The sequence below is a fragment of the Streptomyces sp. NPDC091287 genome, assembly GCF_044768525.1.
Lineage (GTDB): Bacteria > Actinomycetota > Actinomycetes > Streptomycetales > Streptomycetaceae > Streptomyces.
In genome coordinates this window covers 56783-73457 of the sequence record NZ_JBIVUV010000007.1, presented here as the reverse complement: position 1 = coordinate 73457, position 16675 = coordinate 56783, and the positions used below count along the sequence as shown (strand labels likewise).

Here is a 16675-nt window from a genome sequence, read left to right as displayed (position 1 = left end):
CTACCCGACCTTTCCTGTGTACGGATCCGTTACGTCGAGGAGTACCCGGCCCGCCAGCTCCAGCCGGGTCGCCGCCACGACGTACGCGGCTCCGGCGGCGGTGAGCAGGACGGCGGCGGCGTCCGCCGAGAGCCCCACCCCCCGGATGCGGCGGGCGACGGGGGAGAGGAACACGCTCTCCTCGCCGTCCGCGAACCGCACACCGTGGCCCTCGGTCAGCTCCGCCCCGGTGACCGGGCACGCGGCGTCCGGCGTGATGGCGGTGAGGAACAGGCCCGCCCGGCAGGCCGGAGTGGTCACGTCCAGCGTGTGCAGGGTGCGGGTGAGCCGCAGTTCCGGAGTGCTGGACGTCGGATTGGCCTCCACCTCCATGACCCCGGTGCGCACCGACGCCTCGTCCGGGGCGAGCCGGCGCACCCGGGCGGTGGCCTCGCCGGACCTGATCAGCCGGCTGCCGTCGGCGTGTTCCTCCGTCGGCCGGTCCGTCCGGAGCAGGAACGTCCACTCCCGCGGCTCCTGAGACTCCGCCAGGTCCAGGAGCACCAGCCGCCCCGCCGGGGTGAACACCAGGGTCCGGTCCAGTCGGCCGACCCCGAGGGCCGGGTCGTACATCGCGGCGATCTCCGCCGTGGCGTGCGCCCACCCCTCCTCGTCGCCCACCAGCACGTCCCGCTGCCGGGCCTGCCGCAGATACGGAATCCCCTCGTAGACGTGGTAGCGGTCCTCGTCCGCGTACCCCTGCCCGTCGACCAGCAGCAGATTGTGGTGTTCCGCCCGCTTGCGGTTGCTGTAGCCGTCGTCCACGGCGAGGTGGGCGGCCCCCGACAGCAGGACGAAGGAGCCCGAGTCCGGGTGGTGGTGCCCCTGGTTCAGCGTCTCGTGGCCCAGCTCCGCCCGGTGCTTCGCGCTCGTCTCCCAGGCCCGGTGGCCGCCGCCGGGACTCGCCTTGAACGACACCGCGGTGGCGTCCGCGTCCCAGCCGGTGCGGGCCGCGAGCAGCCCCAGGTCCGGGAAGAACGCCCGGGTCACGGTGGGCCGGGCCGCCACGACGGCCGGGTCGTACCAGAGGTATTCGAGGTACGCCTCCGGCAGGATGCCCGGCCGCACCCCGCTGTGCTCCGCCTCCGCCCGGAGCAGCTCGCCCGAGGCGAGGTCGCCCAGCCACTGCGCCTCGGCGATGCCGTACTGCGCGGCCAGCCGGTAGTAGAGCCCGGCGCTGTGGCCGCTGCGCCGGTCGTGGCAGTCGCCGTGGTCGATCGTGAACGCGAAGCCGGGCGCGCTCTGGTGCAGCCGGTAGCCGAAGGTGTTCGCCATGAAGCCTCCCCGGTCCCACCAGTCGACGCCCTCGGTCTCCGCCAGCAGATCCAGGTGGATCGCCAGGAACGGGACTCCGTAACGCCAGTAGACGACCCCCTCCGCGTGCGAACCGTCCTCGGGCATCACGTCCAGCACCGTGGCGAGGTTCGACTTCGCCCGTTCGGTCCACGCCTCCTTGCCCAGCACGTAGCCGGCCGTCGCCAGACCCGCGTAACAGATCCAGTTGTGGTTCTGCCAGTACGAGGACGACCACCAGCGGCCCTCGCTCGCCACCGCGAAGTCGTACAGGCGACGCCCCTGGATCAGCAGCTTGTAGCGGAGCAGCGCGGCCACGTCGTCCGGCAGGTCGTTCCCGATCCAGCGCAGGGCGAGCGCCAGATGGTGGAGCAGCCAGCCGGCGTCCAGGTCGTGGTCGGGCATATGGGCCCGGCCCCAGTGCGGCAGCCGTGACGCCGCCTCGATCCAGCGCACGCTCTCCGCGAGATCGGCCGGGTCGCCGCCGATCCGGTAGGCCAGGGCCGGGTTGGACGCGGCCGGGCCCAGCCAGGTGATGCTGGCCAGCGGGTGGGTGCGGGGCGGGGTCAGTTCGCGGTGGCGGGCCGCCTCCTCCCGCACCCGGGTCTCCTGGGCGGGGCGCGGACCGGGCGGTGGGGTCGCCGAGAGCAGCACGGCTCAGCCCTCCGTCCGGAAGTGGGCGATCGAACCGTCCGACAGTTCCACGGTCAGCTCCGTACCGTCCAGCCGCACCTCGCTCACCGCGGGGCCCGCCGACGCCGCCTGGTAGACCGAGGCGAAGACGACGTGCGCTCCCTCGGCCGTGAAGTCGACCCGGGTCCGGGTGCGCTGCGGGTCGTCGGCCGGACCGGGGCCCGGCAGGGTGAGGGGACGCACCGGCACCCCGTCGCCCTGGGTGTGCCAGCCGTGCAGCGTCTCGTCCCCGTACCAGGTGGTGCGCACCGGGCCCGCCGCCTGCACCTGCACGTCCAGCGCGGTGCCGGGCCGCAGTTGGGCGGTGACGCGGGGGTCCTCCCGGCCCGTGACCTCCACCGTCAGGAGGTCCACCAGATAGCACGGGCCGACGGTCACCCGACGGACCGCCCGGACACCCTCGTACGCCTCCGTCACCTCGGCGGTCACCGAGACGGCGTCCGCCGCCGTCAGCGCACCGGCGCACTCGGCCTGCTCGGCGCCGTCCACCCGGAACGCGGGGTGGGCCGCAGTCGAGGTGTACAGGTCGCGGAACTCCGGGTGGGCGTAAGGCACCTGGCCCGGGTCCGGCTGCCACGCGGTGGTGTCGCCGTACAGATACAGCGACAGCTTGTCCCGGTGGCCGTGCGATCCGCCGTGCGGGCCGAAGTCCACCAGGGCGTGGATGCCCGCCGCCCGCAGCACCGCGTACCCGGTCGAGGGAAACACGGTGACCGGGGCGGAAGCGGCCCGCCGGGGGAGCGGCGGCCCGGCGAACCAGCCGTCCAGCTCACGGTCGAGAGCGTCGTCCGCCTCGCCGAGCTCCGCACGGACCCGGTCCGCCACCGCGTCCAGCGCGTCCGACGGCACCGACTGCCGGGCCAGCGCGATCAGTTCCAGCCACTCAAGCCCGAGGGCGTCGCGCCGGTAGGGGCCGTCGTGCAGGGCCGGCAGCACACCGCCCGGCGTCGCGACGGCGGCCAGCACGTCCGTCATCCCCGCCAGCACGCCCACCACGTCGGTCGGCAGGGCGGACGGGTCGGTGGAGCGCAGCGCCAGCAGCGCCGCCCGCAGCACGAAGCCGTGGTAGTAGGTACTGCCCTCCCACTCCCAGCCGTCGTCCGCGACGGCCACGCGCAGATGCGCGTACAGCCCGTGCTCGCCCTCCAGCCAGCATCCGGCGCCCTCCCAGGCCGTGGACCGGACGGCCGCCACCGCCCGGCTCGCCGCGACGCCGGCCGCGTTCAGCCACGCCGTGTAGTTGGACGCCAGCTGCCCCTGGGCGGTCAACACGTCCCGGGCCTCCAGCGCCGCTTCCTCCAGCGCCTCCAGCAGCGGCAGCACCGCGGCCAGGTCCCCGGCCTCCTTCTCCGCGAGCGTGATCACCGCGTGCCCGACGTTCACCGCCCAGATGGCGTCCGTCAGCGCCTGGTGGAAGAGCCGGCCGCGCAGCATCCAGCCCTGCGCCTCGCCGTGCCGGTCGGCGGCCAGCTCGGCGTACAGGCCCGCGTACTCGCCCAGCCGCTCCACCGCCTCCGCCCGCTCGCCCCGGTGCGCCAGCACCCGCAGATGACGGGCCCAGGCCTGGTGCGAGAGGACCAGCCACGCGCCGCGCACCGCTTCGGTGTCCACCCGGCAGCCGTGCGCACACCGCGCACCGCCCTCGGGGAACGCCCCGGCGAGGAGATCGCCGTGCTCCAGCTCCACCCCGTGCGCCGGGCAGACGTACGCGTGCCACCAGCCGCCGCGCTCCCGCGCGATCCGCCTCAACGCGGCCATACGCCACCGTCGATGTCCATCGTGGTCGCCGTCAGGAAGCCCGAAGCGGGCGAGGCCAGATGGACCACGGCGGACGCCACGTCCTCGGGGGTGCCCGCCCGGCCGACCGGGATGCCCGCTTCCATGGCCTCCTGCGCCGCGGGCGCGGTGAAGGTGTCGTGGAACGCGGTGCCCTTGATGAAGCCCGGCGCGACCGCGTTGACCGTGATGCCGGTGCCGGCCAGCTCCTTGGCCAGGCCCTTGGTGAAGCCGCGGATCCCGGCCTTCGCGGCGGCGTAGGCCACCGAGCCGGGGCCGCCGCCGTTGTGCGCGGCGAGCGAGGACATGGTGATGACGCGTCCGGCCGGGGACCGCGTCAGATGCGGCAGCGCCGCCCGCACCGTGCGGAACGTCGAGGACAGGTTGGTGGAGATCACCCGGTCGAAGTGTTCGTCGCTCATCTCGGCGATGGTCGAGCGGCCGACGAGGTGACCGGCGTTGCAGACCAGGATGTCGAGTCCGCCGAGGAAGCCGGCCGCCTCCTCGACCAGCCGGTCCACGTCCGCGGTCACGGTCGCGTCGGCGGCGAACGCCTTGGAGCGCCTGCCCAGCGCCTCGATCGCCGAGACCGTTTCGGCCGCCCGGTCGGCGGAGGAGTGGTAGTGCACGGCGACGTCGGCGCCGGCCTCGGCCAGGGCGAGCGCGATGGCCCGGCCGATGCCGTGCCCCGCCCCCGTCACCAGCGCGCGGGAGCCCTGCAGATCAGCAGACATGGGTGAAGCCCTTTCGGTTTCCGGCCACTGCGGGCCGGATTCGGTGCCCGGCCGCAGGGGGCCGGGGGCCGGTCACTTGAGACCGGCGGTGGCGAAGCCCTGCACGAAGTAGCGCTGGCCGATGAGGAAGAGAAGGACCATGGGAAGGGTGGCGAGCGTGGTGCCGGCCATCAGGAAGTGCCACTGGGTGCCGTTCTCCGTCTTGAAGACGGAGAGCCCGACCTGGATGACCCGCAGGCTGTCCGTCCGGGTCACCAGCAACGGCCACAGGAAGTTGTTCCAGGACGACTCGAAGGTCAGCAGCGCCACGGTGGTGAGCGCCGGCTTGACCTGCGGCGTCATGATCCGGGCGTAGATGCGGAACTCGCCGAGGCCGTCGAGGCGGGCCGCCTCCTCCAGCTCCACCGGCAGATCCAGGTAGAACTGGCGGAAGAGGAAGACCGCGAACGGCGTCACCGCCCCCGGGATGATCAGGGCCCACCAGGTGTCGAGCCAGCCGCTCCCGCCCTGACCGAGGATGTCGTTCCCGCCGGCCAGCGGCATGAAGCGGACGATCAGGAACTCCGGCAGCACCTTCGTGTACGTCGGGATCATCAGCGCCGCGATGAACAGGTAGAAGATCACCTCGCTGCCGCGGAACCTGATCCGCGCCAGCGCGTACCCGGCCATGGAGGCGACCAGGACGTTCAGCACGGTGTGACTGATCGCGATGATGAAGCTGTTGCGGGCGTACGTGGCGAACGGGGCCGCCCGGAACGCGTCGACGTAGTTGCCGAACTGCCAGCTGCTGGGCAGGAGTCCGGCGTCCTGGGAGGCGATCTCCACCGGCGACTTGAGTGAGGTGATCACCATCCAGACGAACGGCACCACCATCAGCAGGGAGATCACCGACAGCGTGATGTAGAGCGCGATCCGGCCCGGGGACACCGGCCGCCGACCGCCGCGCCCCCGCGGCTCCGCGGTGCTCGGGGCTACCGGCTTCCGGGTATCAACTGTGGCCACGGGTGCCTCCCATGATCCGCCGGTTGACCAGGGTGAAGCCCATCAGCAGCACGAACAGCACCAGGGACTGGGCGCAGGCGTATCCGACGCGGAACTCCCGGAAGGCGGACTTGTAGATCTCGTAGGTCATCATCGTCGTGCTGTTGGCGGGGCCGCCGTCGGTGAGGATGTAGATCTGGTCGAAGGACTGGAACGCGCTGATCATCGACGTGATGAGCACGAAGAACGTGGCGGGCTTCAGCAGCGGCAGCGTGATGGAGAAGAACTGCCGGACCTTCGACGCGCCGTCCACCGACGCCGCCTCGTACAGCTCCCTGGGGAGCGACTGGAGCGCGGCGAGATAGATGAGCATCTTCATGCCGATGCCCTGCCAGATGCCGACCAGGATCACCGAGGGCATCGCCCACGTCGTCGAGGAGAGCCAGGCCGGGCCGTCGATGCCGATGAACGACAGCAGCGCGTTGAGCAGGCCATTGCCCGGGTTGTAGATCCACAGCCAGACCAGGGCGATGGCGACCGTGGCCGTGACCTGCGGCAGGAAGACCGCGGTGCGGAAGATGCCGCGGGCCTTGAGGCCGGTGTGCAGGGCCATGGCCAGCAGCAGGCCCAGCAGCATGCCGAACGGCACGGTGAAGAAGGTGTAGACGGCGGTGTTGACGATGGACTTGCGGAAGACCGCGTCGTCCAGCATGTCCCGGAAGTTGTCAAGACCCACGAACTGCGGGGCGGTCAGTACGTCGTACTTCGTGAACGCCAGGGCCACCGCGGCCAGCACCGGCAGGCCGATCCACAGCGAGGCGTGCAGCAGCGCGGGCGCCACCATGAGCATGCCGGCCCGGCGCCGTCGGCGTCCGGGTCCCGTGGGGGTCCGGCGGGTGCGCTGGGTCGGCGCCGATTCAGGAGGTGCGGGCGGCCGCACGGGCCGCGCCTTCAATACGGATGTCGCTCCCACAGTGACCGGTCCTCACATCCGGCCGATGGCGGCCTCGGCGAGCCGGCCGAGCTCCGCGATGGCGTCCTTCGCCGACTGGTCGCCCACGATCGCGGGCTCCAGCGTCGGCTTGATCTTCTCGCGGATCTCCATCCAGGCGGCGGTGCCGCCCTCGGACGCCGCGTGCTGGAGGTTCTTCAGGGAGAGGTCGACGAACTGGTTCTCCTTGACGTAGCCGGTGTCGTCGAGATCCCGCAGCCCGGGCACCGAACCGCGCTGCTGGGCCGCGCCGAGGATCGATTCGGGGGTGGCCAGCCACTCCACGAGCGCACGGGCCGCGGCCGGGTGCTTGGAGCTCGCCGACTGGGTGACGAGCGTGCCGCCCTGGAGCATCGCGGGCCTGCGGTTGGCCAGGACGAACGAGCCGAGCTTGTCCTGCTCGATCAGCTCCGGGTTCTGTTCCTTGACCTGGACCCACAGCGCGCTGGTCGTCATCATCATCGAGGCCTGGCCGGTCTGCACGTTCGACGGTGCTCCGGCGGCGGTCTTGCGCGCGAAGTCCGCCGAGCCGTCGGCCACCAGGTCCTTGAAGAACTGGAGGGCCTCCACCCCACGGGCGTCGGTGAACAGCGGCTTCCTGCCGTCCTCGCTGAACAGCCGGCCGCCGTTGGCGAAGAGGAAGGTCTCCCAGCACTGGCGCAGATCGATGGAGAAGGGGTCGAACCCGACCCGGCCCTTCTTCGTCAGCTGCTTGGCGACGGCGCGCAGTTCGGACCAGTTGGCGGGCGTCCTGCGGATGCCGGCCTCGGCGAAGTGGTCCTTGCGGTAGACCACGATGCGGGTGTCGAGCACGACGGGCAGGGCGTACAGCTTGCCGTCGTGGCGCGACGGCTCCAGCACCCGCTTCTCGTAGTCGTGCGCCTCTGCCAGCTTCTCCGGCAGTTCCGCGATCGCCCCCTTGGCGGCGAACGGCGGGATCCAGCCGACCCCCATCATCAGCACGTCGGGCAGCAGGCCGCCCGCGAGCCCGGTGGTGATCTTCTCGTTGAGCTGGGCGTACGTGGTGTAGTCCACGTTCACCTTGACGTCCGGATACTTCTTCCGGAACCCGCCGAGGGTGTCGCCCTCCAGGAGCGTCTTGCCCTTCGCGCCCTCGTAGATCGGGGTGAGGAGGGTGATCTCGCCCTCGGCGGGACCGTCGGCGGAACCGGCCGCGGAGGTGCCGGTGCCGCAGCCCGTGAGCGCGGCGGCGGTGCCCGCACCGATGGCGGCGAGCAGCGACCGTCTGTTGAGTTCCATGAGGCACCCCTTTTTTGAGGCGGAGTTTGTGGATCGATCCAGTGAGGGAGTCCCGGCCATGGCTGGGATGTGCTGGTAAATCGATGCACTGAGACTAGGAATGCCGCTGGAGTGGCGTCAACAGCTGATGCACAACAATTTTTCGAGCAAGTTAACGGGTGTATCGGTAGAGAGACTTCAGTAAATCGATACACTAGAATCGTCAGGGAGTTTCCAATCGGAGGTGGCATGAGCGGGGTAACGATCCATCAGGTCGCGGCGGCTGCGGGCGTTTCCGCGAGTACGGTCTCCAACGTCCTCAACGGGCGCACCGACCGTATGCAGGCGGCCACCCTGGCCCGTGTCGAGCAGACGATCGAGCGGCTGAGCTACCGGCCCAACCGTGCGGCGCGGATGCTGCGCACGGGCCGGATCAAGGTGATCGGCCTGATCGTGCCGTCCGTGGCGAACCCGTTCTGGGGGTCGCTCGCGCGGGAGCTGGAGGCCATCGCGCTCGCCGAGGGGTACCACGTGCTGCTCTGCAACAGCGAGCGCGATCCCGCGCGGGAGCTCAAGTACGGCGAGGAGCTGTTGGCGGACGGGGTCAGCGGAGTGGTGCTCTGCTCCTCGCTGCCCTCCCTCGAACACGTCGAGCCGCTGCTCAGCCGGGGTCTGAAGATGGTCGCCTTCGACCGCACGGCCCAGGCCGGCGACCCGCCGTCACTGGCGAGCATCAGCGTGGACAACGCCATGGGGGCGGAGCTGGCCACCCGCCATCTCCTCGAACTCGGCCACCGAAGACTCGCCTTCGTCTCCGGTTCGGTCAACAGCGTCAACCGCCGCGAGCGGCTGCGGGGCTTCCGCGCCGCGCTGGAGGAGGCCGGGCTCGACCCGGCCGACGCCACGGTCTGGCCCGGGGCGGACACCACCGAGTTCGGTGACAAGGACGCGGCCGAACTGGGCCGCAACGCCGCCCGCGAGCTGCTCTCCGGGCCCCGCCCGCCCACCGCGTTCGTCGCCATCAACGACATGTGCGCGATCGGGATCTGCCGGGGCGCCAAGGACGCCGGACGCACCGCCGGGCGCGATGTGTCGGTGGTCGGCTTCGACGACATCCTGCTCGCCGATCTCTTCGAGCCGCCGCTCACCACCGTCCGCCAGCCGCTGCCGGAGATGGCGGCGGAGACCTTCCAGCAACTGCGCGCCCGGATCGAGTCGGCGCCCTCGGCCGGCCGCTCCCTGTTGATCCGCCCGCGGCTGGTGGTCCGGGAGTCGACCGCGCCGGTACCCGCGCCCTTGCCCGCGCGGGCGGACGCGCAGGCGGACGCGGTGACGTGAGGGCGCGGCCGCTCCGGCGGTGCGAGGGGCGTCGGCCGCCGACGCCCCTCCCCGTCCGGGCGCGGGCTCAGTCCGCCGAGGGTACCCAGCCCGTCGCCTCGATCCGGCCGGCGTCCCGGGGCCGTTCCGCGTCGAAGACCGTGCGGGCGCCGTCGCGGACCCGCAGCCCGTCCACGTACGCGCCGCGTCCCACGTACAGCCGGTCGGTGGCGTAGCGCCAGCGCAGGGTGACGTCCCGGCCGCGCCAGGCCGTCAGGTCCGCCTCCAGCCGGTGCCAGACGCGCCCCGACCAGCCGGTCACCGAGCCGGCCGGGTGCGGCTGCGGATCCGGCCGGTGGCCGGGGCCCGGCGCGAGGGTGGTGAACGGCACCGGCTGCCAGTCCTGCCCCGCCGACGCCTCCAGGAAGAGGCCGTCGGCGGCCGGTTCGGTGTCCCACCACAGTGCGCACTCCAGGCGGGCCCGTGCGGAGTCCAGACGCAGGGCGGGCAGGGTCAGGGTGGCGGTGGACGCGCTCGCCATCCCGGAGAACCACGCCGTACGCCCCCGTTCGGGCCGGACCGGAACGGCCCGCGCCAACTGGTTGGCGGCCGCCACCCGGGGCGCACTGCCCGAGCGCCAACTCCGCACCGGGTGGACGGAGTTGCCCAGCACGATGAGGAAGGTGTCGGTCGACGGGTCGAGCACCAGGCTGGTCCCGGTGAATCCGGTGTGCCCCGCACTGCGCGGGGTCGCCATCGCCCCCATGTACCAGTGCTGGTAGAGCTCGAAGCCGAGGCCGTGCTCGTCGCCCGGGAACGCGGTGTTGAAGTCGGTGAACAGCAGGTCGACCGACTCGTCGGACAGGACGCGGGAGCGGCCGTACACCCCGCCGTTAAGGAGCGTCCGGGCGAGGATCGCGAGGTCCCAGGCGCAGGAGAACACCCCGGCGTGGCCCGCCACCCCGTCCAGGCTGTAGGCGTTCTCGTCGTGCACCTCGCCCCAGACCAGGCCGCGATCGAGACCGGACCAGGGCAGCCGGGCGTCCTCGGTCGCCGCGATCTTCGGCTTCCAGGAGTCGGGCGGGTTGTAGCGGGTGCGGTGCATCCCGAGCGGGGCGGTGATCTCGTCGCGGAGCAGCGCGTCCAGTGGGCGGCCGGTGATCTTCTCCAGGATCAGCTGCAACGAGATCAGGTTGAGGTCGGAGTAGAGATACGCGCTGCCCGGGGTGCTCGCCGGGACCTCCTCCCACAGCATCCGGAGCTTCCCCTCCCGAGTCGGCTCCGCGTAGAGCGGGATCCATGAACGGAAACCCGAGGTGTGCGTCAGCAGTTGACGGACGGTGACGTCCTGCTTGCCGCCGCCCGCGAAGTCCGGGAGATACGTGGCGACCGCGGCCTCCAGCTCCAGCGCCCCGCGCTCGATCTGCTGGACCGCCAGGAGCGAGGTGAACAGCTTGGAGATCGAGGCCAGGTCGAAGACGGTGTCCTCGGCCATCGCGATCTGCTGGTCCGCCGGGAACTCCACCCCGGTGTCGGTCTTCTCGTCGTACGCGGCATAGCGCACCGCCTTGCCGATCGGCCGGTGCAGCGCCACCGTTCCGCCCCGCCCGGCGAGCAGCACAGCGCCCGCGTACCAGGGGTGCGCGGGGGAGTCGTCGAGGTAGGCCTCGGCGTCCCGGACGAGTTGGTCCAGCGGCTCCTGGAGCAGCCCGGCGCGCGCGGCGCTCCCGCGCCGCAGCGTGGGCCGGTGTGCCCCTGACTCCATGCCCGCTCCCATGCCCGCCGCTCTGTCCGCAGTCCCCGTGCGCGGCCCGCCCCGGTCGGCCGCGCCCGCGAGCGGGATCGGCGTCAGCGCGAGGGCACCGCCCAGCGCCAGTATCCCGCCGCCCAGCCGCCGCCGGGCGATGCCGCGTCCGGCCGCGCGGGCGCCGGTGGCCCGGCCCCCGGCCGGACGCGGGCCGGACGTGGAGCCGTGGCCCCCGGCCGGCTCCGGGCCTCCCCGCGCGTCCCGGCCGTCCGCCGCCCGTCCGTTCCCCCGCATGTCCCCGGTCATCCGCAACTCCTTCCCGCGCCCGACGTCCGGTCACCGGGCCGTACCCGTGTGCCGGAGCCCGCGCGAAAGTAACTTCCGAAATCTCGCCGAGCAGTGAAAGTTCCTGCCGCCGCAGAGATTACTGTCACCCCCGCGCTCGCGGGTGCGTCCCGGCCCGCAAAGAATCTGACGCTGCATCAGAAAAAGTCTTCCCTCGGCCGCCCCGCTGCGGCATCCTGCCGCCCATGGAGACGGAACTGAGCCGCCAACTGGGAATCGAGCACGCCATCTTCGGTTTCACGCCGTTCCCCGAGGTCGCCGCGGCCATCACCAGAGCCGGGGGCTTCGGTGTGCTCGGAGCGGTGCGTTACACCGCTCCCGAGGATCTCGCGCGCGACCTGGACCGCCTGCACGACCTCGCCGACGGCAAGCCCTACGGCCTCGACGTCGTCATGCCGGCCAAGAAGGTCGAGGGCGTCACCGAGGCGGACGTCGAGGCGATGATCCCGGCCGAGCACCGCGGATTCGTGCGGGAGCTCCTGGCCCGGCACGGCGTGCCCGAACTGGCAGCGGGGGAGGTGTCCGGCTGGCGGATCACCGGCTGGATGGAGGAAGTCGCCCGGAACCAGCTCGACGTGGCCTTCGACTATCCGATCAAACTCCTCGCCAACGCCCTCGGCTCCCCGCCCGCCGACGTCATCGAACGGGCCCACGGCCACGGGGTCCTCGTCGCCGCCCTGGCCGGCAGCGCCCGGCACGCCAGGCGGCACGCGGAGGCGGGCATCGACGTCGTCGTCGCCCAGGGGTACGAAGCGGGCGGCCACACCGGGGAGATCGGCTCCATGGTGCTGGTCCCCGAAGTCGTCGAGGCCGTCGCCCCCCTGCCCGTGCTCGCCGCCGGAGGTATCGGCAGCGGCGAACAGGCCGCCGCCGGGATCGCCCTCGGCGCGCAGGGCGTCTGGCTCGGCTCCCTCTGGCTCACCACCGAGGAGGCCGACCTGCACTCCCCGGCCCTGACCGCCAAGCTCCTGGCCGCGGGCTCCGGCGACACCGTCCGCTCCCGCGCCCTCACGGGGAAACCCGCGCGCCAGCTCCGTACCGCGTGGACCGACGCCTGGGACGACGCGGCAGGGCCCGGAACCCTGCCCATGCCGCTCCAGGGGCTGCTGGTCGCCGAGGCCGTCTCCCGGATCCAGAAGTACGAGGTCGGCGAACTGCTGGGCACACCCGTCGGGCAGATCGTCGGCCGGATGACCAGCGAACGCAGCGTCCGGGCCGTCGTCGACGACCTGACCCGCGGCTTCGAACGGGCCGTCACCCGCATGAACCGCATCGCCGGAAGGAGTGCCACGTGAACCAGCCGCCCAACGGCTTCTGGGCCCAGGCCGCCGCCGACCCCGACCGCACCGCCCTGATCGCCCCCGACGGCGAGGAGTGGAGCGCGGGCCGGCTCCACGCCGACGTCAACCGCATGGTCCACGGACTGCGCGCGGCCGGACTGCGCGAGGGCGACGCCTTCGCCGTCGTGCTGCCCAACGGCGTCGAACTCCTCACCGCCCACCTCGCCGCCTCGCAGGCCGGCTTCTACCTCGTCCCGGTCAACCACCACCTCGTCGGCCCCGAGATCGCCTGGATCGTCGCCGACTCGGGGGCCCGTGTCCTGATCGCCCACGAACGCTTCGCGGCCACCGCCACGGCCGCCGCCGACGAGGCGGAACTGCCCGCGACCCACCGCTACGGCGTCGGCACGGTCCCCGGCTGCCGCCCCTACGCCGAACTCCTCGAAGGCCACCCGGCCACCCCGCCCGAGGACCGCACCCTCGGCTGGGTCATGAACTACACCTCGGGGACCACGGGCCGCCCGCGCGGCATCAGACGCCCCCTGCCCGGCAAACGCCCCGAGGAGACCTATCTCGGCGGGTTCCTCGGCATCTTCGGTATCCGCCCGTTCGACGACAACGTCCACCTGGTCTGCTCACCGCTCTACCACACCGCCGTGCTCCAGTTCGCGGGCGCGGCACTCCACATCGGCCACCCGCTGGTCCTGATGGACGGCTGGTCCCCGGAGGAGATGCTCCGCCTCATCGACGCCCACCGCTGCACGCACACCCACATGGTCCCCACCCAGTTCCACCGGCTGCTCGCCCTGCCCGACGAGGTGAAGGCCCGCTACGACGTCTCCTCCATGCGGCACGCCATCCACGGGGCCGCCCCCTGCCCCGACCACGTCAAACGCGCCATGATCGACTGGTGGGGGAGCTGCGTCGAGGAGTACTACGCGGCCAGCGAGGGCGGGGGAGCGTTCGCCACCTCCGAGGACTGGCTGAAGAAGCCGGGCACCGTCGGCAAGGCCTGGCCGATCAGCGAGCTGGCCGTCTTCGACGACGACGGCAACCGGCTCCCGGCGGGCGAACTGGGCACCGTCTACATGAAGATGAGCACCGGCGGCTTCAGCTACCACAAGGATGAGACGAAGACCCGCACGAACCGTATCGGCGACTTCTTCACCGTCGGCGACCTCGGCGTGCTCGACGCGGACGGCTATCTTTTCCTCCGCGACCGCAAGATCGACATGATCATCGCCGGCGGGGTCAACATCTACCCCGCCGAGATCGAGTCGGCCCTGCTCACCCACCCCGCCGTCGCGGACGCCGCCGCCTTCGGCATCCCCCACGCCGACCGGGGCGAGGAGGTCAAGGCCGTCGTCGAACCGGCCGAGGGCCACGAGCCGTCGGACGCGCTCGCCGCCGCGATCCTCGCCCACTGCGAGGAACGGCTCGCCGGGTACAAACGGCCCCGGAGCCTCGACTTCATCGCCGCGATGCCCCGCGACCCCAACGGCAAGCTCTACAAACGGCGGCTGCGCGAACCGTACTGGGAGGGCTTCGAACGCCCGCTGTAGCGGCGACCGGGTCCGGGAGGGGCAGAACGCGCCCCTCCCGGACTGGACCGTGCCCCTTCCGGGCCGGGCTGAGGGCTCTCCCGGGCCGAGCTGCGGGGCCTCCCGGGCCGGGCTGAGGCCCCCCGGACTGGCCAATAGCCTTCCCGGATGTGACCCACAGCCCTCCCGGACCTGGCCTACCGCCGCTCGTGCACCCGCACCACCCGCAGAGCCGGCGAGCGTGCGATGTCCTTCTCGCAGAACCGGGACGTCACCCAGCGCTCACCCGCGTACAGCCGGGTCTGGTCGCTGTAGTGCGGCGACTTCGGGTTCTCCGACTGGGAGTACGTCAGCAGCGTCCGGGCCACCGGGCAGCGGCTGTCGTCCCAGCCGACCGCCTGGATGTAGCTGGAGCCCGAGGACACCTCCGTATAGCCGCCTCCCGACGCGTTCCACCGCGGCTCGGTCTTGTTCCAGATGCCCAGCGACTCCGTCCCGCCGCCGATCGGGAGCCGCTTGCCGTTCCGCACGACGAACTGGTGCTCGCCCAGCGGCGCGTCGAGCGGGATGCCCGCCGCCCGCAGTTCCGCCACCGCGTCCGCCAGGGCCCTGCCCAGGACGGGCGCGGCCGTGTTCAGGTCGCGCGGGGTGCGCACCGGGTCGGCCGGATCGAACGGGGTCCTCCACAGCTCGGCGGCGGGCGCCGACGACGCCTTCCGCCAGAACCGGTCGAAGAGCAGCGCGCCCCGGCTGTCGCTGTCCACGGTCCGGTCCCAGCGCCGCAACACCCGGCAGGCGGCCGACACGTCGACCGGCGTCCCGTCGGTGCCCACGGCCGTGCCGCCCGGCAGCGCCGCACACCACTTCGCCGCCTCGGAGGCGGCCAGATCCCCGGCAGGCGCACGGTTGGCGAACTGCTGCCGCTGAAGGTCCCCGACCCGGAGCCGTCCCCGGTCCGCCATCGACGCGACGTCCTCGACCGCGCCTCGCGTCCGCATCGACCGGGGTGTCGCGATCGTGCCGAAGACCCGCTCGTACCCGGTCAGCGGCCGATCCGCGTTCGTCAGCCACGCGCTGTCGTTGGAGTTCTCCACGTACGGCTGGTTCTTCAGCACCGGCATCCGGCCCGGGCCGAAGATCCCCGGCCGCACCGCGTCCGGGTCGCTGCCCAGCGCGCAGTCCGCCCTCGAACCGTCCAGCACCGCGAGGCCGGAAGCAGGGTAGGTGGCCCGGCCCAGCGGGGTCGAGCAGCGCTCCGCCAGCTCGTCCGTGATCCTCGGCAGCACCTGCGACTGGGAGAAGAACGAGTGACCCGCCCGGTCCGCCGCGATCGTGTTCACCCACGGCATGCCCTGCGACCGGTGCAGCGCACGCTCGACGTCACCCGTGGAGCGGGCCTTGCCGAAGCCCAGACCGGTGTCCGCCATCCGCAGATTCGTCGCGTTCGGGTCGTTCAGCGCGTACGCCGTGGTCGCCGTCCACGGCAACGGCAGCGCCGCGCCCATCGAGGTGACCACCGGCCCGTAGCGGGTCCACCACTGGGTGCGGGTCACGTCGGCCCCGCCCTTCACCGGGACGCTCACTGTCCGCTTCGTCATCCGTTCCCGCTTGCCGTCCACCAGATAGGCGGTCGGGTCGGCCGGATCGAGGTTGAGCTGATGCAGGTTCAGCGTGACGCCCGTGGCGACCGTATGGCTCCACGCCACGTCGGCGTTGTGCCCGATCGAGATCGTCGTCGAGCCCAGCAGGGACGCGCCCGACACGTTCAGCTCGCCGGGGATCGTCTGCTGCACCTGCCAGAAGCGGCGTCCGCCCTGCCACGGGTAGTGCGGGTTGCCGAGCAGCAGCCCGCGCCCGTTCACCGTGGTGGAGCCGTCGAAGGCCACCGCGTTGGACCCCATGTCCGCGTTCTGCGTCGACAGCAGCCGCTTCGCCGCCGTCGCCGCCTCCTCGGGCGTGACCCCGGCCGCCGGGGGAGCGGCGGTCGGCGGCCGCGCGGCCGTGATGCCGTCGATCCCGCGCCCCTGGCCGCCGAGCACCGCCAGCGCGTAGCCGCGCGCCGCCACGTCCAGTGCCGTCACCGGGCGTACCCAGGACGCGCCCCGGCAGGCCGGGTCGGTGATCCGGTTCTGCGCTATCCACGCGTTGTACCCGGCGGCGAAGCCGCGCATCGTCTCCTTGACGTCCCGGCTCGGACCGGCGGGCGCGGGCTCCTTGAGCAGCTTCTCCACCGTGCCGCTGTCCCGGACGCCCCGGAAGTACAGGTCGCTGGAGAGGTTCGTCGCCGCCGAGGAGAGGGAGTAGTCCGTGGCGGCGTCCGGGCCGAAGAACCTCGACCGCTCCCCGCGCACCGTGAGGAAGCCGTCCGCCAGCGTGCACACCTGGTCGGCGGCCTGCGCCCAGCCGGTGCCGAACCCCAGCTGCGCGTAGTCCTTCGCCACGATGTGCGGAATGCCGTACTCCGTGTATCGGATGACGGCGGAGAGACCGTCCCCGGACGGGTGCCGCGACTCAGGGGCCCCGGACGCGGCGGCCGGCGGCAGCGACGCCGACACGGTGAACAGGGCGAGACCGGCGACCCCGAGCAGTCTCAGACGGTTGCGTAACGTCAAGGTGTTCCTCCCAGCGGTACGGGTGGCACGGTGGCCGGTCCGGACCGCCCGGACAGCCACGCGCCACTCAGCCAGGGAGCCCCGGGA

The 16675-nt window shown here is 72.2% G+C and carries 11 protein-coding genes; 3 read left to right on the top strand and 8 right to left on the bottom strand.

All coding sequences use genetic code 11. From position 1 onward, the window contains the following. The 6 genes from ACIQRW_RS13470 to ACIQRW_RS13445 form a co-directional block, all read right to left on the bottom strand. Positions 1–1986 carry a hypothetical protein gene (locus ACIQRW_RS13470; RefSeq protein WP_403758628.1) on the bottom strand — a complete coding sequence of 662 codons (1986 nt, stop codon included), beginning with the start codon at positions 1984–1986 and terminating at the stop codon, positions 1–3. Positions 1987–1989: 3 nt separating this feature from the next. Next, positions 1990–3783 carry a heparinase II/III family protein gene (locus ACIQRW_RS13465; RefSeq protein ID WP_403758625.1) on the bottom strand — a complete coding sequence of 598 codons (1794 nt, stop codon included), beginning with the start codon at positions 3781–3783 and terminating at the stop codon, positions 1990–1992. Beyond that, entirely contained in the window at positions 3771–4535 is a 765-nt protein-coding gene (locus tag ACIQRW_RS13460; RefSeq protein WP_403758622.1) for an SDR family NAD(P)-dependent oxidoreductase, read from the bottom strand. The genes ACIQRW_RS13465 and ACIQRW_RS13460 overlap by 13 nt, the downstream gene beginning before the upstream one ends. A gap of 72 nt (positions 4536–4607) precedes the next feature. Beyond that, positions 4608–5537, bottom strand: a complete 930-nt coding sequence (locus ACIQRW_RS13455; RefSeq protein WP_403758619.1) for a carbohydrate ABC transporter permease — start codon at positions 5535–5537, stop codon at positions 4608–4610. Continuing rightward, positions 5524–6366: a carbohydrate ABC transporter permease gene (locus ACIQRW_RS13450; RefSeq protein WP_403758616.1), complete on the bottom strand. Its 843-nt coding sequence runs from the start codon at positions 6364–6366 to the stop codon at positions 5524–5526. Before ACIQRW_RS13450 ends, ACIQRW_RS13455 begins: the two co-directional genes overlap by 14 nt. Positions 6367–6501: 135 nt before the next feature. Further along, a complete protein-coding gene (locus ACIQRW_RS13445) occupies positions 6502–7767 on the bottom strand; it encodes an ABC transporter substrate-binding protein (protein ID WP_403758613.1) in 1266 nt (421 codons plus the stop codon). 228 nt (positions 7768–7995) lie between these two features. Here ACIQRW_RS13445 and ACIQRW_RS13440 point away from each other — a divergent pair, with 228 nt between their 5' ends. Beyond that, complete coding sequence (locus tag ACIQRW_RS13440) at positions 7996–9084, top strand: LacI family DNA-binding transcriptional regulator (protein ID WP_403758610.1); 1089 nt, start codon at positions 7996–7998, stop codon at positions 9082–9084. Positions 9085–9151: 67 nt separating this feature from the next. Here ACIQRW_RS13440 and ACIQRW_RS13435 read toward each other — a convergent pair whose 3' ends face one another. Further along, positions 9152–11116 (bottom strand): serine hydrolase, encoded by a 1965-nt coding sequence (locus tag ACIQRW_RS13435; RefSeq protein WP_403758607.1) that lies wholly within the window; start codon positions 11114–11116, stop codon positions 9152–9154. Between the two features lie 224 nt (positions 11117–11340). Between ACIQRW_RS13435 and ACIQRW_RS13430 the strand changes: the two genes are divergently transcribed. Continuing rightward, on the top strand, positions 11341–12450 hold the full coding sequence (locus ACIQRW_RS13430; protein WP_403758605.1) for an NAD(P)H-dependent flavin oxidoreductase: 1110 nt from the start codon (positions 11341–11343) through the stop codon (positions 12448–12450). After that, a complete protein-coding gene (locus ACIQRW_RS13425; RefSeq protein WP_403758603.1) occupies positions 12447–13997 on the top strand; it encodes an acyl-CoA synthetase in 1551 nt (516 codons plus the stop codon). Before ACIQRW_RS13430 ends, ACIQRW_RS13425 begins: the two co-directional genes overlap by 4 nt. A 176-nt stretch (positions 13998–14173) precedes the next feature. On the opposite strand, the gene ACIQRW_RS13420 is transcribed toward ACIQRW_RS13425, so the two are convergent. Continuing rightward, positions 14174–16588 (bottom strand): acylase, encoded by a 2415-nt coding sequence (locus tag ACIQRW_RS13420; RefSeq protein WP_403758600.1) that lies wholly within the window; start codon positions 16586–16588, stop codon positions 14174–14176. Between the last annotated feature and the right edge of the window lie 87 nt (positions 16589–16675).

Bases quoted from the DNA above. Each gene is read 5' to 3' on its own strand.
- ACIQRW_RS13465 (WP_403758625.1), bottom strand. From the start codon at position 3,783: ATGGCCGCGTTGAGGCGGATCGCGCGGGAGCGCGGCGGCTGGTGGCAC.
- ACIQRW_RS13460 (WP_403758622.1), bottom strand. From the start codon at position 4,535: ATGTCTGCTGATCTGCAGGGCTCCCGCGCGCTGGTGACGGGGGCGGGG.
- ACIQRW_RS13450 (WP_403758616.1), bottom strand. From the start codon at position 6,366: ATGCTCATGGTGGCGCCCGCGCTGCTGCACGCCTCGCTGTGGATCGGC.
- ACIQRW_RS13445 (WP_403758613.1), bottom strand. From the start codon at position 7,767: ATGGAACTCAACAGACGGTCGCTGCTCGCCGCCATCGGTGCGGGCACC.
- ACIQRW_RS13440 (WP_403758610.1), top strand. From the start codon at position 7,996: ATGAGCGGGGTAACGATCCATCAGGTCGCGGCGGCTGCGGGCGTTTCC.
- ACIQRW_RS13435 (WP_403758607.1), bottom strand. From the start codon at position 11,116: ATGACCGGGGACATGCGGGGGAACGGACGGGCGGCGGACGGCCGGGAC.
- ACIQRW_RS13430 (WP_403758605.1), top strand. From the start codon at position 11,341: ATGGAGACGGAACTGAGCCGCCAACTGGGAATCGAGCACGCCATCTTC.